This is a genomic window from Acetobacter oryzoeni (assembly GCF_004014775.2).
GTDB classification, from domain to species: Bacteria; Pseudomonadota; Alphaproteobacteria; order Acetobacterales; family Acetobacteraceae; genus Acetobacter; species Acetobacter oryzoeni.
The window spans coordinates 598,235-622,069 of the sequence record NZ_CP042808.1 but is presented as its reverse complement, the minus strand read 5'-3'; the positions used below and the strand labels follow the sequence as shown (position 1 = coordinate 622,069).

Here is a 23,835-nt window from a genome sequence, read left to right as displayed (position 1 = left end):
ACGCCCCGTTCAGTTTGTCGGCCATTCTGGCGGCATAGGCGTGCCAGAATGATGCGGCGCTTTTCAGGCGGCTTCGATAATCCGTGTGAAAGGCCCTTCATTGCGCATCACACGCGGGAAGGCCCCTTCCTCGCCAATATTGAAAACAATGATAGGCAGACGGTTTTCACGCGCAAGGCTAATGGCGGCGGCATCCATCACGTTAAGCTGGTTGGCCAGCACGTCCATGTATGTCAGCTCTTCATAGCGCTTGGCGGAGGGATCCTTTTTGGGGTCTGCGGAATAAACGCCATCTACCTGCGTGCCTTTCAGCAGCATGTCACATTCCATTTCCGCAGCGCGCAGGGCGGCGGCTGTATCCGTGGTAAAGAACGGGTTGCCTGTGCCTGCGGCAAAAATAACCACACGCCCTTTTTCCATGTGCCGCACGGCGCGGCGGCGGATATATGGCTCCGCAATGGAGGACATGTGGATGGCAGACATCACCCGCGTTGCAATCTGCTCACGCTCCAGCGCGTTTTGCAGCAGCAGCGCGTTAATAACGGTGGCCAGCATACCGGCGTAATCACCCTGCGCACGGTCCATGCCCTTGGCGGCTGCCGCCAACCCGCGAAAGATGTTGCCACCCCCCACAACAAGGCACACTTCCGTGCCGGAACGCACCACTTCGCCAATATCATGGGCAATGCGTTCTACCGTCTGCTGATCCACTCCGAAGGCGCCATTCCCCATCAGGGCTTCCCCCGACACCTTGAGCAACACGCGTTTACGGCTTGGCTTTTCGCCTACAGAAGCAGTCATTGGCCCTCGATCTTGCAGAAAGTCCCACACAGATCCCACACCGTATGCAGATACGGCGAGATCGCCCCCTCTTATCCTTCATGGCCCACGGCCACAAGCGCCCATGCCGTAGTTTATGGTACGTCGTCCAGACCAATGGCACGCAAACGCGCGCGCTCCTCATCCCATCCACCGCGTTCCTTTACGTTTAGAAACAGGTGGCAGGGGCGTTCCAGCAAGCTGGAAAGCTGCTTGCGTGCGCGCTCCCCAATCTGGCGAATTTTCTGCCCGCCATTGCCAATGAGGATAGCCTTGTGCCCCGCGCGGGAGACATAGATGGTGGCATCTATGCGCACAGATCCATCTGGCCGCTCCTTATAGCTTTCGGTTTCCACCGTGGCGCTGTAGGGCACTTCTTCATGCGTTTGCATAAAAATCTGCTCACGCACCAGTTCAGCAGCCAAAAGCCGGTCTGGCAGGTCTGTCAGATCATCTTCAGGGTACAGGTACGGGCCTTCGGGCAGGCTTGCGGCCAGCTTGTCCAGCAGGTCTTCCACACCATTGCCGGTGCGTGCGCTCACCATGAACACATGCTCAACCAGCAGCTTTTCCGTAATGGCAGCCGTAAGCGGCAGCAGGGCTGTGGCAGGCACAAGATCAGTCTTGTTCAGCACCAGCCAGACCTTGCGCTTGGTTTCTGCCAGACGCTCGATAATGGTCTGCACCGCTTCTGTCAGCCCGCTGCGGGCATCTACCAGAAGCAGCGTGATGTCTGCATCTTCAGCACCCGTCCAAGCCGCGGCCACCATGGCGCGGTCCAGCTTGCGGCGGGGGCGGAAGATTCCCGGCGTATCCACCAGCAAAATCTGGCTGTGCCCGCGCATAAGAATGCCCAGAACCCGAAAGCGCGTGGTTTGCGCCTTGGGCGAAACGATGGACAGCTTGGCCCCGGCCATGCGGTTAAGAAGTGTTGATTTGCCTGCGTTTGGCGCCCCCACAAGGGCAGCAAAACCGCAGCGCGTGGTATCATCAGCCATGCTGGGCTACCCCTCCAGTTTTTCTAGTAAATCAGCGGCGGCGGCACTTTCTGCAGCACGTTTGCTGCCTGCCCGGCCTTCACCAAACATGCCGCCTGCCGTAACGCGCACCACAAACAGCGGTGCGTGAGAGGGGCCATCTGCCCCTATTGTTTCATACACAGGCAGGCTTTGCCCGCGGCCAAGCACCCATTCCTGCAACGCGGTTTTGGGGTCCTTGGGCGGGTGTGCCTGCGCATCCAGCGCAGATTTCCACCAATCCCGTACCATCTGGCGTGCAGGCTCCAGCCCGCCATCCAGAAAAACTGCGCCAAGCACGGCCTCTAGCGCATCGGCCACCACATTGGCGGCCGTTTGCACGCCTGCGCGGGCTTCATGCGCCGCAACAGTGAGAGACTGCGGCAGATCCAGCCGATCTGCAATTTCCGCCAAGGACACGCGAGAGACCAGATGCGCCAGCCGAGACCCCAGCGCGCCTTCCTGCTCGTTGGGGAAGCGCTCCAGCAGCCATTCGGCCATCAGCAGGCCCAAAACGCGGTCCCCTATAAACTCTAGCCGCTCGTTAGAGCCTGCGCCCTTGGCTTTTTGCCGCTTGCGCCCGCCCGCCTTCTGATGTGCGGCGGAACGGTGCGTAAGCGCCTCCTGCAACAGATCAGGATTAACAAAGCGATAGCCCAAGCGCACTTCCAGTTCTTCCAGCCGGAAGCGTGCAGCATCGGACATGTTGTTTGGTTTTCTCACGATACGCCCCGCAGAATACGCGCCCAGCGGATTTCAGCCGGCCAGTACCAGACCTGCCAGAACGGGTGGGAAGACTGAACCGAGAAGAAGATACGCTGCGCACGGCCTACCAGATTTTCCATGGGCACAAAGCCCAGATCCTTGGGGCCATCACCCATAAAGCGGCTATCGGCGCTATCATCCCGGTTATCACCCATCGCAAAAAAGTAACCCGGCGGCACAACATATTCGGGCGTGTTGTTCTGCGGGCCTTCATCCGTCAGCTTAAGGATATCGTGCTTCACCACCGTGCCGTTGGCGCTGCCGGGCAGTTGTTCGGTGCAGGCTTCACCTTCCATATCCACCTGCGTTTCATCCCGCGTGGTGTAGGTATGGGGGCTCAGGCACGGCACTTCCTGCCCGTTCAGAATCAGATGGCCGTTGGTCACCTGAATGTGGTCTCCCGGCAGGCCCACAATACGTTTGATGTAATCAACCGATGTATCTTTGGTGTAGCGGAAAACAGCCACATCACCCCGATGCGGTTCTGCCCCAAAAACACGCCCTTCAAACAGGTTGGGTGAGAACGGGAAGGAATATTTGGAATATCCGTAGCTGAATTTGGACACCCAGATGTAATCCCCCACCTGTAGGGTTGGGATCATGGAGCCCGATGGGATCACGAAAGATTCAAACAGGAAGGTGCGCACCACAGTCACCACCAGCACCACCGTTACGATGGTGCGCAGGGAGTCCAGCACGGTATTTCCGCCCTTTTCGGGCTTGCTTGCCCCGGTGGTGGGAGGATGTTCCGGTGTGCTCATACGCTGTCTCGCCCGTTCCTGCGGTTCAGTAAAAAAGAAAAATCCGGCGGATCAAGCCGTGCAGGGCGCTGGATGTCAAGGCAGGTGTTCATGCCTTGCGGGCTGATACCAGCACTTGCGCCAGCGCGTATGGGGGCTCATCCGTCATGCTCAGCACAATATGGGGCACAGTGCCGGGGGGCATAAGCTGCGCCAGTTTTTGTGCAGCCGCCCCGGTAAGCACCAATGTTGGCTGGCCAGATGGCAGGTTATGCACGCCTATCTGGCTATGCGCCACCCCTTGCGCAAAGCCGGTGCCCAGTGCCTTTGCACAGGCCTCCTTCGCGGCCCAGCGCTTGGCATAGGCCCCAATACGCGCCTGGCCAGATCTGCTTTCTGCCTTTGCGCGTTCCTGCTGGGTGAACACGCGCTGCGTAAACCGATCTCCAAACCGTTCCAGAGCCTGAGCAATCCGCCGCATATCGCACAGATCCACTCCGGCGGAAATCAGTGTCATGATTTCACCCTGTCTGCCTGCGTAATGCCGGGGGCCGCGCGCAGGCTGGCAATAACCGAGGAAAGGTGACGCAGATCGCGCACTTCCACATCCACAAGAATTTCCGTGAAATCAAGCTGGCGATGCACGATTTTAAGGTTCACCATTGCCGCATCGGATTTGGAAATGGAGTTGGTGATATTGGCCAGCACGGCGGCCTCGTTTTCCGCCACAATGCTGATACGGCCAACCCGCATCTGCCCGGCGCCGCCAGAGCGGGCCATGGCATCGTAATCCCAATCCACATCCAGAAAGCGTTCTGGCGTTGCGGAAAAACTTTCCAGCGTCTGGCAGGTGCGGGTGTGAATTGTGACACCGCGGCCTGTCGCCACCACGCCCACAATTCTGTCCCCCGGCAAGGGGTGGCAGCAAGCGGCGTAATGCACGGCCACACCGGCCCCCAGCCCCACCAGCGGCACAGCAGCGTTGGAAGATCGGCGGCCAGAGCCACCACCGGCCCCACGTGCACGCGGCCCTGCTGTACCCAGCACACCCGGCAGGCCGGAGAGCATACGCGGCACACGCTGCACGCGCTTGAGTTCGGGGTACGCTGTATGCACCACGTCCCGCGCGGCCAGATTGCCCGCGCCCACGGCCACATACAGATCTGTCAGCGAGCTTTGTTTGAGCGGCTTGAGCGTGGTTTCCAGAATCTTTTCAGACCCATCCACACCTTCCTGACGGAAGGCTTTAGCCAGTGCGGCACGCCCGCCATCCAGCGAGACCTGACGCTGCTGCTGCGCCACATAACGGCGGATACGTGCGCGCGCCTTGCCGGTAACAACAAACCTTTCCCACGAAGGAGAAGGCGCGCCGCCACGGGCCGTCATGATTTCAACCTGATCGCCGTTTTCCAGCTCATGCCGCAAGGGCATCAGGCGACCATTGATCTTGGCCCCCACGCAGGTATCACCCACATGGCTGTGCACGGCGTAGGCAAAATCTACCGGAGTAGCCCCACGTGGCAGAGAAATAAGCTGCCCCTTGGGCGTGAAGCAGAAAACCTGATCCTGATACAGTTCAAGCTTGGTGTTTTCCAAAAACTCATCCGGGACGGATGAGGCTTCCAGAATTTCCAGCAGATCCTGCACCCAGCGTGGACGGCGCAGGCCGCCATAGCCGCCTTCCTCCGTGCCTGTGCCTTCCTTATAGGCCCAGTGCGCGGCCACACCGTTTTCTGCCACATCGTGCATATCCTGCGTGCGGATCTGCACTTCAATCTTCTGGTTGCGGGGGGAGCGCAGCGTCACCCCCGTATGCAGGCTCTGGTATCCGTTGGCCTTGGGGGTGGAGATGTAATCCTTAAACCGCCCGGCTATCATGGGATAGGCCGCATGCACGGCACCCAGCGCCATGTAGCAATCTTCCCGCGTATCTACGATCACACGGAAGGCCATGATGTCTGAAAGCTGCTCAAACGCCACATTACGGCGCTGCATCTTCTCCCAAATGGAATAGGGAGATTTCTCACGCCCCGAAACCTGCACGTTCTTCAGCCCGGCTTCATGGCACAGGCGCAGCAGTTCACGCCGCACTTCTTCAATCACATCCGCGCCCTGCCCGCGCAGATAGTTCAGGCGTGTGCGGATGGTGGCATCGGCTTCTGGCTCAAGCTGCGCGAAGGACAGGTTCTGCAACTCTGTCTTAACGCGGTCCATACCAATGCGCTCGGCCAGCGGCGCATAGATATCCAGCGTTTCACGCGCAATGCGCTGCCGCCTGTCCTGCCGCTCCACAAAATGCAGGGTGCGCATGTTGTGCAGACGGTCTGCCAGCTTGACCAGCAGAACGCGGATGTCCTTGGACATGGCAAGCACAAGCTTGCGGAAGTTTTCCGCCTGCTTGGTGCGGTCTGATTGCAGCTCCAGCCGGGTAAGCTTGGTAACGCCATCTACCAGATCGGCCACTGTTGGGCCGAACTGTGCCTTAAGCGTATCGTAGGTAACGCCAGTATCTTCTATGGTGTCGTGCAGCAAAGCGGTGCAGATGGACTGCACATCCAGCCGGAAGCGGGCCAGAATCATGGCCACGGCAAGCGGGTGGGTTATGTACGGGTCACCATTATCGCGCTTCTGGTTTTCGTGCGCCTTGTAGGCCACGGCAAAAGCGCGGCGAATGCTCTCTACATCCGCCTTGGGTGCGTAACTGAGCACCCGGTTGACCAGACGCTCACAGTTCAACTCACTCCGCCCGCCATTTTCTGCGGCGAGAACTGGAGCCGTGTTTTTTTCTACAGGAGCGTCCGTTTTAACAGGCTGCATGATCCCCTCCCCCGAGTCCTTAACGGAAACCGGAACCGGAGGGGAATGATCGCCGCCCGTATGCGCCACCCGAATTACCGACGTGCGCGACCGGTAAGTGCAGCTTCAATAGCCCGCACATCATCAGCGGCTTCTTCTTCTGCAGAAACCTCCTGCAGGCCAAAGATGTTCTGCTCGGTCGGAACCAGATCCTGCACTTCTTCTTCCACAGGTTCGGGCTCGGGCTCACGGGCCTGAGAACGGATCAGATCATTGCGCAGAGCGGTGAGAGAGACGGTTTCGTCTGCAATTTCACGCAGAGCGACAACGGGGTTTTTATCGTTATCCCGATCAACTGTCAGCTCTTCCCCGCGAGAGATATTGCGGGCGCGCTGTGCGGCATAGACCACCAGTTCAAAACGGTTCGGGACCTTTTCCACACAGTCTTCAACGGTGACGCGGGCCATTGCGGAGAGCCTCCAGACAAGTTTCAGCTTATAGATGCTTACAGGAACAGAAAGAGTATATTACCGCATCCGCCCCGCCTACGGAAGAGCTTATTCTTTTGCGGGCTGTATTTCCTGCCCTGCAACACCTTCAAGCAGGGCATCCAGCCCCTTGCCGGTTACGGGGTCTTTCCATTCCGGCGCAACATCGCGCAAGGGGTACAGCACAAAAGCGCGCTGGGTTGCGCGGGGATGCGGTAATATAAGTCGATCTATATTTGTCTGTATATTGTCTATCGAAATAATATCCAAATCAAGCGTGCGCGCTGCATTTGGCACGGAACGTACACGCCCCAACTGCGTTTCCACCCCTTGAAGCGCATCAAGCAAAGCCAGAGGCGCCAGCGTCGTGCGGCAACGCACAACCCCATTCACATAAGGAGGCTGCCCAGATGGTGGCACAGGTGCACTTTCATACCAGCGAGAAACAGCCTCAACCTCCAGTTCAGGTAGGTTTTTCAAGGCCTGCACGGCTTGCTCACACGTCTGCCGCGCACTTAATCGCAAATGCGGAAGATTCGCACCTATCGCTATCAGCACTGATCTGGTATTCATTTCCGGCATCGTTATAAACTCGTTCCTCGCAGAAAATTCTGCCACATTTGATGGATATCGTTATCTGATGATCTTACCATTCTTTCTATCAAAACCGAAAAGACCTCAGACCATTTCATAAGAATGCCCAAAACAGCACCCCAAAGTATTTAGAGGACACCCACTATGAACCTTCAGAAAACCGAAAAGACCTGCCTTTTCATTGATGGCTCCAGCCTTTATTCTACATCCCGCAGCCTTGGTTTTGATGTAGACTATAAAAAGCTGTTGGATTTCTTTGCGGCTAAAACGCATATTATCCGCGCTTATTACTATGCTGCCATTTTGGATACAGAAGATTACTCCCCGCTTAAGCCCCTTACGGACTGGCTTTCCTATAACGGGTATTTTCTTGTTACCAAACCTGCGCGCGAATTTACCGATTCCACCGGCAAGCGCCGCGTAAAAGGCAATATGGACATAGAAATTGCCGTGGACATGATGGAAATGGCCCCGCATATCGACCACGCCATTCTGTTTAGTGGTGATTCCGATTTCCGCCGCGTGGTGGAAGCCGTGCAGCGGCAGGGCACGCGGGTTTCTGTTGTGTCCTCCATGCGCTCCACCCCGCCGTTGATTGGGGATGATCTGCGCCGGCAGGCAGACCAGTTTCTGGAGCTTTCCGCTCTGGCAGGCAACTTTACCCGCAGGCAGACAGAAAACCCCCGCCCCGTGCGCACCAATGCCCCACCCGTGCGCCACCCGGCAGACCAGATGAGCGAACCGGATGAAGATGATCCGCTAAGCTAAAGCGCTCTATGCAAATGCCACCTTCCAGCAGAGGGTGGCATTTTTTTTCATCTGCGTGCAAAACTCTCACGTTGTCTTGCCGTTATTTAACCGTCACCATTGTTGAAGCCCTTTTGTTACAAGGGTGAACCGACATAGTAATTTGCCGGAGTTCTTATATGCCCTCATGTTCTGAAGCCAGAAGCAGCCTTCTTTCCCTGCTGCGTGGCGTTGAGCACTTCAACACCGAGGTTTTTCCTGCCAAAGAAGAACTGTTCGCCAGCCTGGCAAAAGGGCAAGCCCCAGAAGCTCTGTTTATTGCATGCGCAGATAGCCGCATTAACCCCAACCTGATTACCCAGACAGGGCCGGGTGACCTGTTTATTCTGCGCAACATTGGCAATCTTGTGCCCGCATATGGTGAAATGCTGGGCGGTGTGTCCTCCGCAGTGGAATATGCTGTTCTGGGCCTTGGGGTTTCCACCATTATTGTGTGTGGCCACTCTGATTGCGGCGCCATGAAAGCCCTGCTGGAACCAGAAAAGAACGGGCTGGATAAAATGCCAACCGTGCGTAAATGGCTGCGCAATGCAGAAGCCGCCCGCGCGGCCACGCTGCACACCTTTACGGGCGAAGATGTTGGCCCCGCCACCGTGCGCTCTGTTGCAGAACAGAACGTGCTGTTGCAGCTGGCCCATTTGCGTACGCACCCCGCCGTGGCCGCTGGTCTGGCAAAGGGCACGCTGTTCCTGCAAGGGTGGTTTTATGATATCGGCACCGGTGAAATTACGGTGCTGGATGAACAAACACGTAAAAGCCTGCCCATTAAAACCGTTATTACACAGATGGAAGAAAAAGCCGCCTAAAGGCCCTTCGTTCTTCTTTTCTGCACTTGTTCTGGCTGCGTGTTGCCTAAGTTTTACTTCGGCAACCGCAGCAGACACACTTAAACTCAGCACGTGGAATCTGGACTGGCTGCTTGATCCGGCACACCCCGGTTACGCACAGGCGCCGCCAGATATTCCCCACCGCACATCTGCCGATATTTCCAGCCTTGCCAGCTACGCCGCCCATTTGCACGGCGATATTGTGGCCTTGCAGGAAATAGAAAGCCCCGCCAGTGCCGGGCAGCTTTTTCCATTCGCGCGTTATCACCTTGCCATCAGCCAAGATCATATCGTGCAACATACGGCGCTAGCTGTGCGGGCAGATATTCCGTTTGAACAAAATCCGGATGTTACGGCGCTGGATGCCTATGCAACAGCCCCGGCCTCACATCATCACTTACGCAGCGGGCTGGATATTACCGTGCACCAGAACGGGCAGGCCCTGCGTATTCTGGTGGTGCATCTTAAAGCCGGATGCCCGGATAACCTGCCCCATGCCTCCCGCCCCGCCTGCGCAACCCTCTGGCAACAATTTGCCGCGCTGGATGATTGGGTAGCCGACCGCACCCAACACCATGAAGCCTTTGCCATTATGGGGGATTTTAACCGCCACCTTACGGTGCATGATCCGCTGTTTCTTACGCTGTTACGCATTGCACCGCTGGATCTGGTAACCGCTGGCGTGGCAAGCCCCTGCCAAGGCGGCAGCTATTTTATAGACCACATTATTCTGGGTGGGGCCGCGCGGGCATGGAAAGTTCCCAATTCCTTACGCGTAATACCTTTGGCGGAGGAAACCGGGCAAAACCTTTCCGATCACTGCCCCGTTTCCATTAGCCTGCACCTACCATCTGCCAACCAGTTGCCACAGCCATAGCGCGCCCCAAAACAAAAAAGCTGCCGCACCCAAAGGATGCAGCAGCCTTATTTTTGCAAGCTATTCGCCTGAGATATTACATGCGGCCAGCAGGTGCACCGGAACGGCCACCACTGCGGGCACCACCGCCGGAACGGCGCGGGCCACCACGCCCACCACCGGGCGCACCCCCACGAGGTGCGCCACCACGTGGAGCACCACCACCGCCACGCGGGCCACCACGGCCGCGGCCACCGCCACCCAGCACAGGCGGACGCATGGTGGAAGCTTCAGCCTCAGCCGAGTGCCACGGATGATCCCGAACCACCGGCACGGTTTTGCCAATGGTGCGTTCAATATCACGCAGCCAAGCGCGCTGTTCTGCATCGCAGAAGGAAACAGCCCAGCCATCACGCCCAGCGCGTGCTGTACGGCCAATACGGTGCACGTAGCTTTCCGGCACGTTTGGCAGATCGTAATTGAACACGTGGCTTACATCGTCCACATCAATACCGCGGGCGGCAATATCCGTTGCCACCAGCACCTTAACGGAACCGGAGCGGAAGCCCTTCATGGCCCGCTCACGCGCACCCTGAGACTTGTTGCCGTGAATGGCCTCTGCCACCACGTTGTTCTTGTTCAAAAACTCCGCAACCTTGTTGGCTTCATGCTTCATGAGCGTGAACACCACAGCGCGGGAAACCTTGGGGGATTCCACCATGTTCAGCAGCGCATCGCGCTTATCGCCCGCGCCATTGACGAACATGACAGCCTGCTGAATACGATCCACCGTGCTGGAAGGCGGCGCCACTTCAACGCGTGCCGGGTCATTCAGCAGAGATGCTGCCAGATCTTCAATGCTGCGCGGCATGGTGGCAGAGAACAGAAGTGTCTGACGCTGCTCTGGCACAAAGGTCATGATACGGCGGATATCGCGCACAAACCCCATGTCCAGCATGCGGTCGGCTTCATCCAGCACCAGAATTTCCAGACCGGACAGATCAATAAAGCCCTGACCCATCAAATCAAGCAGACGGCCCGGTGCAGCTACCAGCACATCTACGCCACGGCGCATGGCTTCAACCTGCCGGCCCTGCCCTACACCGCCAAACACAACGGCCTGCGTAAACTTCATGTGGCGGGCGTAAGCCTTAAAGCTATCGCTAATCTGGGCCACAAGCTCACGCGTGGGGGCCAGCACCAGAACACGCGGCTGCTTGGGCGTATTTGCACGTGGGTTTTTGATCAGATGTTCCAGAATAGGCAGCGCAAAAGATGCGGTTTTGCCTGTGCCTGTCTGGGCCAGACCCAGCAGATCACGCCCCTGCAACAGATAGGGGATGGAACGTTCCTGAATAGGAGTGGGTGTATCATACCCCTGCTCTGCCAATGCCTTGAGCAGTGGTGGAGCAAGTGCCAGATCGGAAAATTTGGTCATCAGGGCCAACCTTATTTGTGCAGCCTGAAAACGAGATCGAGAGACCGCACCCTTTTCAGTTATGCACTGTATGTTTTGTGGCGCACACGGAACATTCTTGCACCGGCTTGCAGCTGAGCACCCACAAAATTTTGAACACATCAAGATCCGCTAAGGAAGTTTTTGAACTGCGTTCATTCCTCACAAACCTTGTAAAGCTGTATATAAGGGGACTTTATAAACGCCGCAAGGCTTCCGTACCATATTAGTCCTAAAATGATGTTCGTGTAATGTTGAGGAATTTTTAGAAATCGGGATAAAAATCGTTATAACATTGTTGGTTTTAGACGGTTTATGCTGATATCTTAAAGATCTTTTTAAAATATTGCCATTTAGAGAATTTTGCACGCCGTTCACGCAAATGGCATAAATCTAACATAATTTTTAGGCAACTTATTTGCCGCAGGCTCTTACCCGTTAGCCATTTCGGCGCCGAAGCAGGAAAAGTGCTTGTTCCCCAAACAGGTTAGCCAGCCGGATAGAGCGCCGCCACGGCGCGCGTTCACCTTCTTCATCCACCGCCATCCATTGCTCTACAATGTAGCCATCCTGCTTACACAGCTCCAGAAAATCCCGGATGGTACAGGGGTGGATGTTCGGGGTTTCATACCACGGTGTGTGCCAGACAGATGTCATGGGCATACGGCCGCTGAGCAGCAGCTTGAGCCGGAGCTCCCAATGCCCAAAATTGGGAAACGAGACAATGGCATGCCGCCCGATACGCAGCATTTGCCGCAGCACCTCACGCGGGCGGGCCACAGCCTGCAAGGTGCGTTGCAGCACCACGTAATCAAACGCATGGTGTGGATAATGCGCCAGATCGTGGTCTGCATCACCATGCACCACAGGCAGCCCGTGCGCGACAGACTTGGTAACAAGCTCCATATTCAGCTCAATACCGCGCGCATCGCACCCACGGTAACGGAACAAATGGTCAATAAGCGCGCCATCCCCGCTGCCAATATCCAGCACGCGGGTGCCGGGGGCTATCATTTCGGCAATCAGCCGCTGGTCAAGACGCATCAGGCAAGCCCCGCATGTTCGGCCACACCACACAAAAAGCCACGCACCGTGCGGTCAAAATCCGGTTCTTCCAACAGGAAAGCATCGTGCCCTTTGTCTGTCTCGATTTCTACAAACGAGACATTGGCCGCTGCCCGGTTGAGCGCACGCACCAATGTGCGGGCCGCCGATGTGGGGAACAGCCAGTCGGACGAGAACGACACCACACAAAACCGCACCGGCGTGCCAGCAAAGGCGTGTGTCAGTTCCCCATCATGGTCTGCGGCAATATCAAACCAATCCATCGCACGGGTGATGGTGAGGTAGGAGTTGGCATCAAACCGGCGTACAAAGGTGGAGCCCTGATAACGCAGGTAGGATTCCACCTCAAAAATATCGCTGAACATGGAAACAGGGCCTTCTGGCCCCTGCCCGCTTACAGGCCCGCGCCGCATGCGGCGGCCGAACTTGCGCGTTAAGGCTTCTTCCGAAAGATAGGTGATATGGCCCATCATGCGGGCCACAGCCAAGCCACGGGCAGGCACAACATCATCCGCCCAATAGCGGCCACCGCGCCAGTCCGGGTCTGCAATAATGGCCTGCCGCCCCACCTCGTTAAACGCAATGTTCTGGGCAGAATGGAAGGGAGCCGTGGCAATGGGCATGGCTGCCAGCATCATCTGCGGGTAGGTCACTGTCCATTCCAGCACCTGCATACCGCCCATGGAGCCGCCAATCACGGCAAACAGTTTTTCTATGCCCAGTGCATGCACAAGCTTGTGCTGCGCGCGCACCATATCCCGAATGGTAATGGGCGGAAACGCCGTGCCCCAAAGCTCTGTGCCATCACCTTCTGCATCTGTGCGGATGGAGCGTGGGCCGGTGCTGCCCATACAGCCCCCCAACACGTTGGAGCAGATAACAAAAAACCTGTTGGTATCAATGGGCTTTCCCGGCCCCACCATGCGGCTCCACCAGCCGGGCTTGCCCGTAAGCGGGTGTTCCTCCGCCACGTACTGGTCCCCCGTAAAGGCGTGGCAGATCAGTATGGCGTTATCCCGCTTTTCTGAAAGCGTGCCATAGGTGCGGTAGGCAATATCAACAGGGGCAAGGGTAACGCCGCAATCCAGCCCCAGCCCTTCGGCAAACCGGACATGCTGCTGTTCACCAATGGCCAAGGGTGTTGTGCTGTTCATAAAAACGCCGAATGCTCCAAACAATCCCCTCCGGCATACGGACGTTTACAGGACAAGGCAAGTCCGGTTTCCAACGGCCCTGCCCTGTTACGCCCGATGTGCTGGAAAGTTCCGCCCGGTCCCGTTTCAGTGTTCCATTTTAAGCGCGGCCAGAAAGGCGCTTTGCGGAATTTCCACCTTACCAAACTGCCGCATGCGCTTTTTACCTTCCTTCTGCTTTTCCAGAAGTTTGCGCTTACGGGAGATATCACCACCATAACACTTGGCCGTCACATCCTTGGAGAGTGCGCCAATGGTTTCACGCGCAATCACCTTGCTGCCAATGGCGGCCTGAATGGCGATCTTGAACAACTGGCGTGGGATAAGATCCTTCAAGCGTGCGCAAATGGAACGCCCGCGAGATTCCGCCGCCGTGCGGTGCGCAATAAAGGACAGCGCATCCACGGGTTCCTGATTCACCAGAATGGAAATACGCACGAGGTCGCTCTCCTCATACCCATCCATCTGGTAATCGAAGCTGGCATACCCGCGGGTGAGAGATTTCAGGCGGTCATAGAAATCAAACACCACTTCGTTCAGCGGCAGGCGGTATACAGCCATTGCACGGCTACCCACGTAGGTCAGATCCACCTGCACGCCGCGCCGTTCTGTGCACAGGGTCAGCACCGCGCCCAGATATTCATCCGGCACCATGATGGTGGCTTTAATCCACGGCTCCTCAATGGTTTCAATCAGGGAGGAATCGGGCATGTCTGCCGGGTTATGCAGTTCCTCACGCTCACCATTGGTGCGGGTGATCTTGTACACAACGGAAGGTGCGGTTGCGATCAGATCCAGATCGAACTCGCGCGAGAGACGTTCCTGAATGATTTCCAGATGCAGCAGACCAAGGAAGCCGCAACGGAACCCGAAGCCAAGGGCTGCGGAGGTTTCGGCCTCATAGTGGAAAGAGGCATCGTTCAGGCGTAGCTTGGCAAGGCTATCGCGCAGTTTTTCAAAGTCATCGGCCACAACGGGGTACAGGCCACACCACACCACGGGAATGGAGGGTTTGAACCCGGGCAGCGGCTTTTCTGCCGGGCGGCGGTCATCCGTAATGGTATCACCCACATTACAGTCCGCCACGGTTTTGATGGCCGCGTTGATAAAGCCCATTTCACCCGGGCCAAGGCTTTCAACACTGGTCATGCGTGGGGCAAACACACCCACCTGATCGACCTGATGCACCGCGCCAGAGGACATCATGCGCACCTTCATGCCGCGCTTGAGCCGCCCTTCCTTGATACGCACCAGCACAATCACACCCAAATACGGGTCGTACCAGCTATCAATCAGCATGGCCTGCAGGGGTTTTTCCGCATCACCTTTCGGGGGTGGCAGGCGGGTTACAATGGCTTCCAGCACGCCTTCAATATTCAGGCCGGTTTTGGCGGAAATTTCCACCGCATCATCCGCCGGAATACCAATAACTTCTTCAATCTGGGCCTTTACGCGCTCGGGTTCTGCGGCTGGCAGATCCACCTTGTTAAGCACGGGCACAATTTCATGGTTGGCATCAATGGCCTGATACACGTTGGCCAATGTTTGCGCTTCCACCCCCTGAGAGGCATCCACCACCAGCAGCGAGCCCTCACACGCCGCCAGAGACCGGCTGACTTCGTAGGCGAAGTCCACGTGTCCGGGGGTGTCCATCAGGTTCAGCACATAGGTGTTGCCATCCTTGGCCGGATAGGTCAGCCGGACGGTTTGCGCCTTAATGGTAATGCCACGCTCACGCTCCAGATCCATGTTGTCCAGAACCTGATTGGTCATTTCACGCGCGGTCAGGGCACCGCACGCCTGAATCAGGCGGTCAGCCAGAGTGGATTTTCCATGATCGATATGTGCGATGATGGAAAAATTGCGGATGAGCGAAAGGGGTGTATCGGTCATGCTGCTCCTTTAAGCGAAACGGAAAGAAAAGTCAGCCGCTTCCGCACGGGCTTGGGCCATTATCAGGTAAATTTTTTCCCTATTGCGCACACTGCCGCATTTGGCACCAGCCCGCAGCCTGTTTTTTAGCCCGATATCAGCACAATACGATGCAGCCATACACCTGCCGCAGCCTGTGGCACAGGGTGCAGGGCGCTGCGCCCAAAGGGCTGAATGGCCAGCACGGGTTTTTCCTGCAAAATGCCCACCACGGGGGCTTGGCCCGGGCGTATCAGCACCACACGGTCTGCCCCGCGCGGGTGCAGCTCAGGCTGCACCACAAGTGAACAGCCAAGCCGCAGAATGGGCTCCATCTCTTCCGTATCCACCCGCAGCATGTAGGCTGAAGATGATGGCAGGCTGAAAAAAGTTTCTTCCTGCTCCCACAGCCCTCCGGCGGGCAGGCCTGCCCGATCCAGCACACTTTCCTGATCTAGCCAGGAAAGCGGCAGGCTACGCATCAAGCAGGGCGCCGGAGTTTCTGCCCTGTCTGGTTGATCATACCCCCAGATATGGGCTTCAAACTGGGCGAGGGAAACACGCAGCACATCCAGCGCACGCAGCAGGCTTGGCAGCGCAGGCCAGCGCCATACGCCATGGCCGGTATGCCGGCGCGAGGGGTTGAAGGTGGTAGCATCCAGCCCCGCTGCCCGCGCCAAGCCAGAAGGCGTAAGCCCACGCTCCTGCGCCAGTGTATCCAGCGCGTGCCATATACGCTCTGCCGGTATCATGGTTTTTTGGTGTGAAGTTCTTCTAGCTTCAGCACTTCGCTGGCGTGGCGGGCTGTGCCTTCATCAGTAATAAAAAAACGCCCCTGCCCGTTCTGCCGCGCAAGGCCCTTGCCTGCCAGACGCGTCAGGCAGGGGTCATCCTTCATGCCCGTTGGGCGGCCAACCTCACCCGCAAGGCAAAGCCTGTGCAGGGCGGCGCGGCAACATGTTTCAAGGTAGGGTTCGTTCCACATCAATGCAGGATCACGCATCCCGCGCGTGGCGGCAAGAGGATGTTTTCACACACAGCACTTCTCCCAAACGCAAAGCGGGCACACGCCTGAAACGTGTGCCCGCCAAAGCCTGCCCAAACCGGGGTGGCGTTAGTGTTTTGCCTGCGCATCTGGCAGCGCATAGGCCACCACGTAATCCCCCAACTTGGTGCCAAAGGAACCATGGCCGCCATCTACCGAGAGCACATATTGGTGGCCGTTCTGCTCATACGTCATGGGGGTGGATTGCCCCCCTGCGGGCAGGCGGTCCTGCCAGAGCTGCTGGCCTGTCGTGACATCATAGGCGCGGATATACAGATCCAGCGTGGATGTCAGGAACGCCACACCGCCAGCGGTAATGATAGGCCCACCCAGAGAAGGCACCCCCACGCGGAAGGCCAGCGGCACGGGGGAACTATCCCGCGTGGTGCCGTTGCGGTGCTTCCACAAAATTGTGTTGGTGCGCAAATCCAGCCCCGCCACATAGCCCCAGCCCGGCTGCTTGCACGGAATGCCAATGGGGGACAGAAACGGGTGCAGGTCCACTCCAAACGGTGTGCCGTATTGCGGTTGCAGCCCAGCCTCTCCGCCAGAAGGGCCAGCATTCTGCGGTGGCTCTGCCGGGTTATTTGGCCCACGCGGCACAAGGCGAGAAACAAACGGCACGGCAATGGGGTTGGTAAACGCTACCTCACGCACCGGGTCCACCGCCAGACCGCCCCATTCAAACATGCCCAGATTACCGGGGAACACCAGCGTGCCCTGTGTGGAAGGCGGCGTAAACGGCCCTTCATACCGCAGGCGTTTGAACATGATACGGCAGGCCAGTTGGTCCAACATGGTCGCGCCCCACATATCCGCATCCGTAAGGTTGTTTTTGGGGCGGAATGTGAGAGCCGAGAACGGCTGGGTGGGGGAAAGATGATCCCCCGGTGCAGGCCCCTGCGGTACGGGCATTTCTGGCGCGGGCACCAGCAAATGGCCATTGCGCCGGTCCAGCACAAAGATGTTGCCTGTTTTGGCTGGCGCATACAGCGCTGGCACTACGGAACCATCAGCCTGCTTTATATCCACAAGGCTGGGCTGGGATGGCACATCCATATCCCACAGATCATGATGCACTGTCTGGTAAAACCACACCTTGCGCCCTGTATCTGCATCCAGCGCCAGAATGCCAGAGGCATAGCGCTCCTGATCCGGCGTGCGGTGGCCGCCCCAGATATCCGGCGTGGCTACACCTGTGGGAATGTAAATCTGGTTCAGCCGTGCATCATAGGCTGAGGTGATCCATGAATTGGGAGAATTGGCTACATAATGATGTGTGGCGGAAGGCAGTTCGTTCGGGTTCGGGTTGCCCGGATCAAACGCCCATACCAGCTTGCCGCTATACAGATCATACCCGCGTGTCACGCCTGAAGGTTCGTGCGTGGAGTAGTTATCCGTCACCGCGCCAGAAATAATGGCCACCTTGGACGTGATAACCGGCGGAGATGTAGGTTCATAAAACCCCGGCGTGCGCATGGGCATGCCATCTGTAAGATCTACCGCGCCATCACGCCCAAAACCACGGCACAGGCCCCCGGTATCAGCATTCAGGGCAAACAGGCGGCCATCATTGGTGGGGAGGAAGATACGGTGTGCGCATTCATCCGCCACAGCTACATCATGGGCCTGTTCTTCCGCCACCGGCGTTTCTGCGTAGGACACGCCACGGCATGTCATGTGCTGATAGGAGGCGTTGTAGGTAATTTTGGGGTCAAAATGCCAGCGCTCGTGCCCGGTAGCGGCATCTATCGCAAACAGTATCTGATGCGGTGAGCACAGATACAGCGTATCGCGCACCTTTATGGGCGTGGCTTCATCTGTAATTTCGTCTGGATCATCCGCGCGCTTCAGATCATGGGTGCGGAACACCCATGCCACCTTCAGATCATGCACATTGTGGGCATTGATCTGCGCAAGTGGGGAGTATCTGTCCCCCGCCTGCGTGCGGCCATAAGCGGGCCAGTCTGCCGCAGGCACAACTGCATTATCCCCCGGCAATGGGGCAGATGAAGCCTGTACATTGGCGCGGGGCAACACACCGGCAATATCCTGCGGGTCCTGCGTAAGGGCGTAACCATACACACCAGCCCCTACCACAACACCGGCCAGCAAGGGCGCGCTGTTCCAGCGTGAAGACGGCAACAGGCGAGAAGAGACAAAAGGCAACACAAGCCACAGGCCCAGCGGCAGCAGCACATCACCACGCGGGGCCAGAGCCCAGAAATCAAACCCGGCCTCCCCCACAGACCATACGAGTGTGGCCGCAACCAGCACTGCGTAAAGCCACAGGGCCTCACGCCGCCGCTGCCACAGCAGCACCGCCGTGGCCAGCAGCACAACACCGCACACCACGTAAAAGCAGGAGCCGCCCAACAGGGCCAGCCAGAGGCCTCCACCTGCAAGAAAAACGCCCAATATTGCAAAAACTGCTGCGGTAATCCGCAATACAATATCTGGCTTGTGACTATTCGTTTGTATCATGTTGCCTGTTTTCTGCCCTGCACACGTTCACATCCCAATTTTTCTGCACAAGAAAAACCGTTTGAGAACAATCAATACAACAGCGGGGCATTGCAGCCCAAGAAAATACTGTAAAAGACACAAAAAACCGCCTGCATTTTCATAAAACACAGGCGGTTACAGAAGTTTTCACTTCAATACCTTGTGGCTTGATACTTGGCCGTATCAGTCCAGCTTAAAGCGCACGGTAAATACATGGCCTTTAACACCATCTGCAACATTGTTACCCGAAAGGGCAAAACGCACCTGCTGCAAATATGTTAGCGCGCTTTTTGTAAAATTTGCGCCGCCCATGGTTTTAAGCACCACACAGTTGGTGGGGGCCCCTGCCGCCGTAATATCGCACCGCGCCAGCACGCGCCCTTCCAGATTTTTGTTTTCTTCCACTGCCGGGTAAACGGGGGCTGCCGTGTTGATACGGTTAAGCCGCACGGTTTTATCTACGGCAGACATGGCGTTGATAACGGCGTATTCGTCCTTATCTTCCGTTGTGTGGCGCCAGTTGTACAGGGTTTCCAAACTTTTGGGTAAACCCTCTGTGCCGTAATGAAGCGTATAGGGGGCCTGCCCCGGCACCGTAACTTTCACACTCAGCTGAGGCGCTTTGGCAAGTTCCTGCACTGTGGCAATTGGCAAAAAGATGCCGAACATTTTTTGCGGCGTATCTTTGGCAAACACCAACGGAAAATTATAGTGGTGCCTGTCTGGCGTATCTGCCTGTAACTGCACAGAAACACCCTCGGTTGGGCGGGCTTTGGGCCACTGCACCCCCAGCAGAAACCGGCTGTATGTTTGGGAATTGAAGGACAGAGCTGTGGTATCCGCCAGATCCGCCCCTGTAAGAACGTACATGCTCATCACCACAAGGCCATTGCTTTGCCCATCCGCCGTAAACAGCGGCTGTGTGAGTGCCGGAGCCGGGCGAGAGTAAATAAAGCACGCCTGTAACGGCTTGGCGTCTTTCAGGCTTTTGGCAATATAATCCTTATCATCCTGCTGAAGCGGCAGTTGCACAGCCTGCTTGCGAATATCCTGCGCGCAGTAAACCTCCCCCCATGAAGGAGACAGGGAGGTGACATTCATCAAGGAAGACTGATCTGACGAAAGCACAGGGTTTCCCGCGCCAGAAACCGTTGCAGATGCCGGGGGCTGTGCCTGTGCAAGAGCATGCGGCGCAGTGGCAACATGCCCGCCCGGCACAGAACCAGAGGTTGCACACCCCGCCAGACACAACAGCCCAAGCGCGGAAAAAATGCGTGTTTTCAATACCATTCAGCAATCCAATACAAAAAAGCGCGGCCCCCGAAGGAGCCGCGCCTTTTATTTCCGATATCTTCCCTAAAAGGAAAAGAAAATCAGACGGAGTAGTACATTTCGAATTCAACCGGGTGCGGTGTGTGTTCGAAACGGTACACATCATCCCATTTCAGGGTGATGTAGCTTTCAATCTGGTCTTTGGTGAACACGCCACCAGCCAGCAGGAACTCATGATCCGCAGCCAGAGCTTCCAGAGCTTCACGCAGGGAGCCCGCAACTGTCGGGATCTGCTTCAGTTCTTCCGGCGGCAGGTCATACAGATCCTTGTCCATGGCATCGCCCGGGTGGATCTTGTTCTTGATGCCGTCCATACCAGCCATCAGCATGGCAGCGAATGCCAGATACGGGTTGGCTGTGGGATCCGGGAATCGTACTTCAACGCGCTTGGCCTTGGGGCTTGTTGCGTACGGAATACGGCAGGAAGCAGAGCGGTTGCGGGCGGAATATGCCAGCAGCACAGGAGCTTCAAAGCCCGGAATCAGGCGCTTGTAGGAGTTGGTGGACGGGTTGGTGAAGGCGTTTAGCGCCTTGGCGTGCTTGATAATGCCGCCAATGTAATACAGGGCCGTGTCGGACAGGTCTGCATAACCATTGCCAGCAAATGTGGGCTTGCCGTCTTTCCAGATGGACTGGTGAACGTGCATGCCGGAGCCGTTATCACCATAGATGGGCTTTGGCATGAATGTTGCGGTCTTGCCGTAGGAATTGGCAACATTGTGCACACAGTATTTATAGATCTGCATGAAGTCTGCTGCGCGTACCAGCGTTTCAAACTTGGTGCCAAGTTCGTGCTGAGACTGCGCCACTTCATGGTGGTGCTTTTCAATAGCCAGACCCATTTCGCCCATGGCTGCCAGCATTTCTGCGCGCAGATCGCTTTCGCTATCCACTGGCGGTACGGGGAAGTAACCACCCTTCACACCCGGACGATGGCCCATGTTGCCTTCAGGATATTCCTTCAGGGATGCATCGGGGCCTTCAATGCTGTCGAGCTGATACTTGCCGTAGTTCGGGCCGGTACCAAACAGCACGTTGTCGAAGATGAAGAATTCAGCTTCCGGGCCAAAGAATGCCGTATCACCCAGACCGGAGGACTTGAGGTACTGCTCAGCCAGCTTGGCGGTGGAGCGCGGGTCGCGGTTGTAAGGCTGCCCGGTGGAAGGTTCGATAATATCGCAGAACAGGATCAGCTGCGGACGAGCAGAGAAAGGATCCATCACTGCGGATGTGGGATCCGGCAGCAGAACCATGTCGCTTTCGTTAATGGCTTTCCACCCACCGATGGAAGATCCATCAAACATGAAGCCATCGGTAAAGCTATCTTCCTCGATGGTGCTGACATACTGGCATGTGTGATGCCACTTGCCCTTTGGGTCTGTAAAACGCAGATCCACCAGTTCCACAGAGTGTTCCTGAATCAGATCAAAAACCTTGGCAATTGCAGCAGCCTTGCTGTCACCCGCCGGAGCTGTTTTCTTTACCATGCTCTCTTCACCTAAGCTTTGTCAGCATGCCGCACTTTGCGGGCACGCGGTCTGCGGGAATAATGTACGCGCACGTTCGCGCCCCATACTTGCGCATGGGCCGTATCAGATTGCGTCTTCCCCTCGTTCCCCGGTACGGATTCGCACCACGTCATCCACCGGACTCACGAAAATCTTGCCATCGCCAATGCGGCCTGTGCGGGCCGCAGCGGAAATGGCTTCTACCGCCCGCTCCACCATGGAAGCAGGGCAAACAACTTCAATCTTCATCTTGGGCAGGAAATCAACAATGTATTCCGCGCCGCGATAAAGCTCCGTATGCCCCTTCTGCCGCCCGAAACCCTTGGCTTCGATCACGGTAATACCCTGCAACCCAAGCTCATGGAGGGCTTCTTTTACCTCATCCAGCTTGAAGGGCTTGATTATGGCCTCGATCTTCTTCATCGCGCGTCGTCAACACACCATTGTTGTGCCCGTATTTTGGGCCTGTCCGTTCATGATACCCCCTCCCCCTATAGGCAGAAGGCACCCCATACCGTTACACTTGCACGGCTTGCCCGTGCGGGCAATCAGGCAGATGCAAATTTGTATCGATAAAGCACCAAATCAACTGTTTACGCCAAATGTTTCGGTATCGCGTCTTATTCGCCTCTTTCCGCCAGCGGGGCAAGGAACTTTGTAATGACAAAATTGCTTAACAGGCAGATTGCCAACCAGCCTGTCACTATTTTCACGCTTATGTCCGAGCTGGCGCGCAAGCATAACGCCATCAATCTTGGGCAGGGTTTTCCTGATACGGAAGGCCCGCAGGACATGGTGCAACTGGCCGCAGATGCCCTGCTTGATGGGCGCAACCAGTATGCGCCCCTTACAGGCCTGCCAGAACTGCGCGCCGCCGTTGCAGGTGCCTCTGCCCGATTCCAGAACATTCCCGTTGATGCCGAATCGGAAGTGGTTGTGACCTCCGGCGCAACCGAGGCCCTGGCAGCCTCCTTCATGGCGCTGATAGAACCGGGCGATGAAGTGGTGCTGATAGAACCGCTTTACGATACCTATCTGCCCGTTGTGCGCCAGCTTGGGGGCATCCCGCGCCTTGTGCGGCTGGAAGCACCAGATTGGGCGCTCCCGCGTGAGGCCCTGAAGAACGCCTTTGGCCCCCGCACCAAGGCCATTGTGCTAAACACCCCCATGAACCCCACCGGCAAGGTGTTCACCGCCGAGGAACTAGCCTTCATTGCCGACCTGATGCGCCAGCATGATACCTACGCCATTTGCGATGAGGTGTATGAACACCTTGTATTTGGCGCGCCGCACCTCTCGCTCATGGCGTTGCCGGATATGCGTGAACGCTGCATCCGTATTGGCAGCGCAGGCAAAAGCTTTTCCTTTACGGGCTGGAAGGTGGGTTACGTTACCGCCCCAGCCCCACTGGCAGCCGTTGTGGCCAAGGCGCACCAGAACCTTGTATTTGCCACCGCCCCCAACCTGCAACGCGCCGTGGCCTTTGGGCTGAACAAGGATACCGCCTACTTTACCCAACTGGCGCAGGAGATGGATACAAAACGCCAGATCCTTTCTGCCGGGCTGGCCCGTGTGGGCTTTGGCGTGTTGCCCTGCCAGGGCAGTTACTTTGTGATGGCAGATATTACCCCGCTGGCAAACGGGCTGGATGACATGGCCTTCAGCCGCCTGCTGACAGAGCAGGCCGGTGTCACCACCATTCCCGCATCTGCCTTTTACGATGCACAAAGCGGCACACCCCCGCGCAACCTGATTCGCTTTGCCTTTTGCAAGCGTGAGGAGGTGCTGATTGAAGCTGTGGCCCGTCTGGAACAGTGGAAAAGCCGCCAGAGCTGATTTTTCTATATAAAAACGCCAGAAGTGATTGACGAACGACGCAGTTTTCTCTAAACGTCCGCTTGCTGTGCGGCGGACGTAGCTCAGCTGGTAGAGCGCCGGTTTGTGGTACCGGTGGTCGCGGGTTCAAGCCCCGTCGTTCGCCCCAGCATATTTCCTTAAAAAATTGAATGATATGTGTACAGCAACAGCCCTGTGCTTCGTACACGGCATTAAAACAGTGCTTGAATAAACCACTGCACGGCGCTTTGTGCTGCCCGGCCTTGAGTTTACAAA

At 56.9% G+C, this 23,835-nt stretch carries 22 protein-coding genes and 1 tRNA gene; 5 read left to right on the top strand and 18 right to left on the bottom strand.

Annotated features, from left to right (window positions below):
* Positions 1-63: 63 nt before the first annotated feature.
* The 8 genes from pyrH to folK form a co-directional block, all read right to left on the bottom strand.
* Positions 64-801, bottom strand: a complete 738-nt coding sequence (pyrH, locus tag EOV40_RS03020; protein ID WP_050819392.1) for a UMP kinase — start codon at positions 799-801, stop codon at positions 64-66.
* 113 nt (positions 802-914) lie between these two features.
* Positions 915-1,817, bottom strand: coding sequence for a GTPase Era (gene era / locus EOV40_RS03015; RefSeq protein WP_128105004.1), 903 nt, complete (start codon positions 1,815-1,817; stop codon positions 915-917).
* A gap of 6 nt (positions 1,818-1,823) precedes the next feature.
* Positions 1,824-2,540, bottom strand: coding sequence for a ribonuclease III (gene rnc / locus EOV40_RS03010; RefSeq protein WP_128105003.1), 717 nt, complete (start codon positions 2,538-2,540; stop codon positions 1,824-1,826).
* Between the two features lie 14 nt (positions 2,541-2,554).
* Positions 2,555-3,361: a signal peptidase I gene (gene lepB, locus EOV40_RS03005; protein WP_128105002.1), complete on the bottom strand. Its 807-nt coding sequence runs from the start codon at positions 3,359-3,361 to the stop codon at positions 2,555-2,557.
* A gap of 88 nt (positions 3,362-3,449) precedes the next feature.
* Complete coding sequence (gene acpS, locus EOV40_RS03000) at positions 3,450-3,857, bottom strand: holo-ACP synthase (RefSeq protein WP_003622537.1); 408 nt, start codon at positions 3,855-3,857, stop codon at positions 3,450-3,452.
* Complete coding sequence (locus EOV40_RS02995; protein WP_208729250.1) at positions 3,854-6,226, bottom strand: RelA/SpoT family protein; 2,373 nt, start codon at positions 6,224-6,226, stop codon at positions 3,854-3,856. Before EOV40_RS02995 ends, acpS begins: the two co-directional genes overlap by 4 nt.
* A 5-nt stretch (positions 6,227-6,231) precedes the next feature.
* On the bottom strand, positions 6,232-6,603 hold the full coding sequence (gene rpoZ, locus EOV40_RS02990) for a DNA-directed RNA polymerase subunit omega (RefSeq protein ID WP_050819388.1): 372 nt from the start codon (positions 6,601-6,603) through the stop codon (positions 6,232-6,234).
* Positions 6,604-6,693: 90 nt separating this feature from the next.
* Positions 6,694-7,206, bottom strand: a complete 513-nt coding sequence (gene folK / locus EOV40_RS02985) for a 2-amino-4-hydroxy-6-hydroxymethyldihydropteridine diphosphokinase (RefSeq protein WP_128105000.1) — start codon at positions 7,204-7,206, stop codon at positions 6,694-6,696.
* A gap of 156 nt (positions 7,207-7,362) precedes the next feature.
* Here folK and EOV40_RS02980 point away from each other — a divergent pair, with 156 nt between their 5' ends.
* The 3 genes from EOV40_RS02980 (at position 7,363) to EOV40_RS02970 (ending at position 9,729) form a co-directional block, all read left to right on the top strand.
* On the top strand, positions 7,363-7,986 hold the full coding sequence (locus EOV40_RS02980; RefSeq protein WP_003622527.1) for a LabA-like NYN domain-containing protein: 624 nt from the start codon (positions 7,363-7,365) through the stop codon (positions 7,984-7,986).
* A gap of 158 nt (positions 7,987-8,144) precedes the next feature.
* Positions 8,145-8,831 (top strand): carbonic anhydrase, encoded by a 687-nt coding sequence (locus tag EOV40_RS02975; RefSeq protein ID WP_087651453.1) that lies wholly within the window; start codon positions 8,145-8,147, stop codon positions 8,829-8,831.
* Positions 8,764-9,729 carry an exonuclease/endonuclease/phosphatase family protein gene (locus tag EOV40_RS02970; protein WP_128104999.1) on the top strand — a complete coding sequence of 322 codons (966 nt, stop codon included), beginning with the start codon at positions 8,764-8,766 and terminating at the stop codon, positions 9,727-9,729. The genes EOV40_RS02975 and EOV40_RS02970 overlap by 68 nt, the downstream gene beginning before the upstream one ends.
* Before the next feature lie 76 nt (positions 9,730-9,805).
* On the opposite strand, the gene EOV40_RS02965 is transcribed toward EOV40_RS02970, so the two are convergent.
* The 10 genes from EOV40_RS02965 to EOV40_RS02920 form a co-directional block, all read right to left on the bottom strand.
* Positions 9,806-11,146: a DEAD/DEAH box helicase gene (locus EOV40_RS02965; protein ID WP_128104998.1), complete on the bottom strand. Its 1,341-nt coding sequence runs from the start codon at positions 11,144-11,146 to the stop codon at positions 9,806-9,808.
* Between the two features lie 456 nt (positions 11,147-11,602).
* Complete coding sequence (gene metW / locus EOV40_RS02960; RefSeq protein ID WP_019089810.1) at positions 11,603-12,208, bottom strand: methionine biosynthesis protein MetW; 606 nt, start codon at positions 12,206-12,208, stop codon at positions 11,603-11,605.
* Complete coding sequence (gene metX / locus EOV40_RS02955) at positions 12,208-13,383, bottom strand: homoserine O-acetyltransferase MetX (protein WP_087651454.1); 1,176 nt, start codon at positions 13,381-13,383, stop codon at positions 12,208-12,210. Before metX ends, metW begins: the two co-directional genes overlap by 1 nt.
* Before the next feature lie 126 nt (positions 13,384-13,509).
* Complete coding sequence (gene lepA / locus EOV40_RS02950) at positions 13,510-15,315, bottom strand: translation elongation factor 4 (RefSeq protein WP_050819382.1); 1,806 nt, start codon at positions 15,313-15,315, stop codon at positions 13,510-13,512.
* Positions 15,316-15,440: 125 nt separating this feature from the next.
* Positions 15,441-16,085, bottom strand: a complete 645-nt coding sequence (locus EOV40_RS02945; protein ID WP_128104997.1) for a S24/S26 family peptidase — start codon at positions 16,083-16,085, stop codon at positions 15,441-15,443.
* Positions 16,082-16,336 (bottom strand): hypothetical protein, encoded by a 255-nt coding sequence (locus tag EOV40_RS02940; RefSeq protein WP_128104996.1) that lies wholly within the window; start codon positions 16,334-16,336, stop codon positions 16,082-16,084. The genes EOV40_RS02945 and EOV40_RS02940 overlap by 4 nt, the downstream gene beginning before the upstream one ends.
* A 111-nt stretch (positions 16,337-16,447) precedes the next feature.
* Complete coding sequence (locus EOV40_RS02935) at positions 16,448-18,862, bottom strand: glucose/quinate/shikimate family membrane-bound PQQ-dependent dehydrogenase (protein WP_128104995.1); 2,415 nt, start codon at positions 18,860-18,862, stop codon at positions 16,448-16,450.
* Positions 18,863-19,066: 204 nt separating this feature from the next.
* On the bottom strand, positions 19,067-20,173 hold the full coding sequence (locus tag EOV40_RS02930; RefSeq protein WP_128104994.1) for an energy transducer TonB: 1,107 nt from the start codon (positions 20,171-20,173) through the stop codon (positions 19,067-19,069).
* 83 nt (positions 20,174-20,256) lie between these two features.
* Entirely contained in the window at positions 20,257-21,702 is a 1,446-nt protein-coding gene (glnA, locus tag EOV40_RS02925; RefSeq protein WP_003622499.1) for a type I glutamate--ammonia ligase, read from the bottom strand.
* Between the two features lie 105 nt (positions 21,703-21,807).
* The gene (locus EOV40_RS02920) at positions 21,808-22,146 is read right to left on the bottom strand and encodes a P-II family nitrogen regulator (protein WP_003622497.1); all 339 of its coding nucleotides are present in this window, start codon (positions 22,144-22,146) and stop codon (positions 21,808-21,810) included.
* 237 nt (positions 22,147-22,383) lie between these two features.
* Here EOV40_RS02920 and EOV40_RS02915 point away from each other — a divergent pair, with 237 nt between their 5' ends.
* Positions 22,384-23,559: an aminotransferase gene (locus EOV40_RS02915; protein WP_128104993.1), complete on the top strand. Its 1,176-nt coding sequence runs from the start codon at positions 22,384-22,386 to the stop codon at positions 23,557-23,559.
* 72 nt (positions 23,560-23,631) lie between these two features.
* A tRNA-His gene (locus tag EOV40_RS02910) sits at positions 23,632-23,707 on the top strand.
* Positions 23,708-23,835: the final 128 nt, after the last annotated feature.

Coding starts and splice junctions, on each gene's coding strand:
- pyrH (WP_050819392.1), bottom strand. CDS start 801: ATGACTGCTTCTGTAGGCGAAAAGCCAAGCCGTAAACGCGTGTTGCTC.
- era (WP_128105004.1), bottom strand. CDS start 1,817: ATGGCTGATGATACCACGCGCTGCGGTTTTGCTGCCCTTGTGGGGGCG.
- rnc (WP_128105003.1), bottom strand. CDS start 2,540: ATGTCCGATGCTGCACGCTTCCGGCTGGAAGAACTGGAAGTGCGCTTG.
- lepB (WP_128105002.1), bottom strand. CDS start 3,361: ATGAGCACACCGGAACATCCTCCCACCACCGGGGCAAGCAAGCCCGAA.
- acpS (WP_003622537.1), bottom strand. CDS start 3,857: ATGACACTGATTTCCGCCGGAGTGGATCTGTGCGATATGCGGCGGATT.
- rpoZ (WP_050819388.1), bottom strand. CDS start 6,603: ATGGCCCGCGTCACCGTTGAAGACTGTGTGGAAAAGGTCCCGAACCGT.
- folK (WP_128105000.1), bottom strand. CDS start 7,206: ATGCCGGAAATGAATACCAGATCAGTGCTGATAGCGATAGGTGCGAAT.
- EOV40_RS02980 (WP_003622527.1), top strand. CDS start 7,363: ATGAACCTTCAGAAAACCGAAAAGACCTGCCTTTTCATTGATGGCTCC.
- EOV40_RS02975 (WP_087651453.1), top strand. CDS start 8,145: ATGCCCTCATGTTCTGAAGCCAGAAGCAGCCTTCTTTCCCTGCTGCGT.
- EOV40_RS02970 (WP_128104999.1), top strand. CDS start 8,764: ATGAACAAACACGTAAAAGCCTGCCCATTAAAACCGTTATTACACAGA.
- EOV40_RS02965 (WP_128104998.1), bottom strand. CDS start 11,146: ATGACCAAATTTTCCGATCTGGCACTTGCTCCACCACTGCTCAAGGCA.
- metW (WP_019089810.1), bottom strand. CDS start 12,208: ATGCGTCTTGACCAGCGGCTGATTGCCGAAATGATAGCCCCCGGCACC.
- metX (WP_087651454.1), bottom strand. CDS start 13,383: ATGAACAGCACAACACCCTTGGCCATTGGTGAACAGCAGCATGTCCGG.
- lepA (WP_050819382.1), bottom strand. CDS start 15,315: ATGACCGATACACCCCTTTCGCTCATCCGCAATTTTTCCATCATCGCA.
- EOV40_RS02945 (WP_128104997.1), bottom strand. CDS start 16,085: ATGATACCGGCAGAGCGTATATGGCACGCGCTGGATACACTGGCGCAG.
- EOV40_RS02940 (WP_128104996.1), bottom strand. CDS start 16,336: ATGCGTGATCCTGCATTGATGTGGAACGAACCCTACCTTGAAACATGT.
- EOV40_RS02935 (WP_128104995.1), bottom strand. CDS start 18,862: ATGATACAAACGAATAGTCACAAGCCAGATATTGTATTGCGGATTACC.
- EOV40_RS02930 (WP_128104994.1), bottom strand. CDS start 20,173: ATGGTATTGAAAACACGCATTTTTTCCGCGCTTGGGCTGTTGTGTCTG.
- glnA (WP_003622499.1), bottom strand. CDS start 21,702: ATGGTAAAGAAAACAGCTCCGGCGGGTGACAGCAAGGCTGCTGCAATT.
- EOV40_RS02920 (WP_003622497.1), bottom strand. CDS start 22,146: ATGAAGAAGATCGAGGCCATAATCAAGCCCTTCAAGCTGGATGAGGTA.
- EOV40_RS02915 (WP_128104993.1), top strand. CDS start 22,384: ATGACAAAATTGCTTAACAGGCAGATTGCCAACCAGCCTGTCACTATT.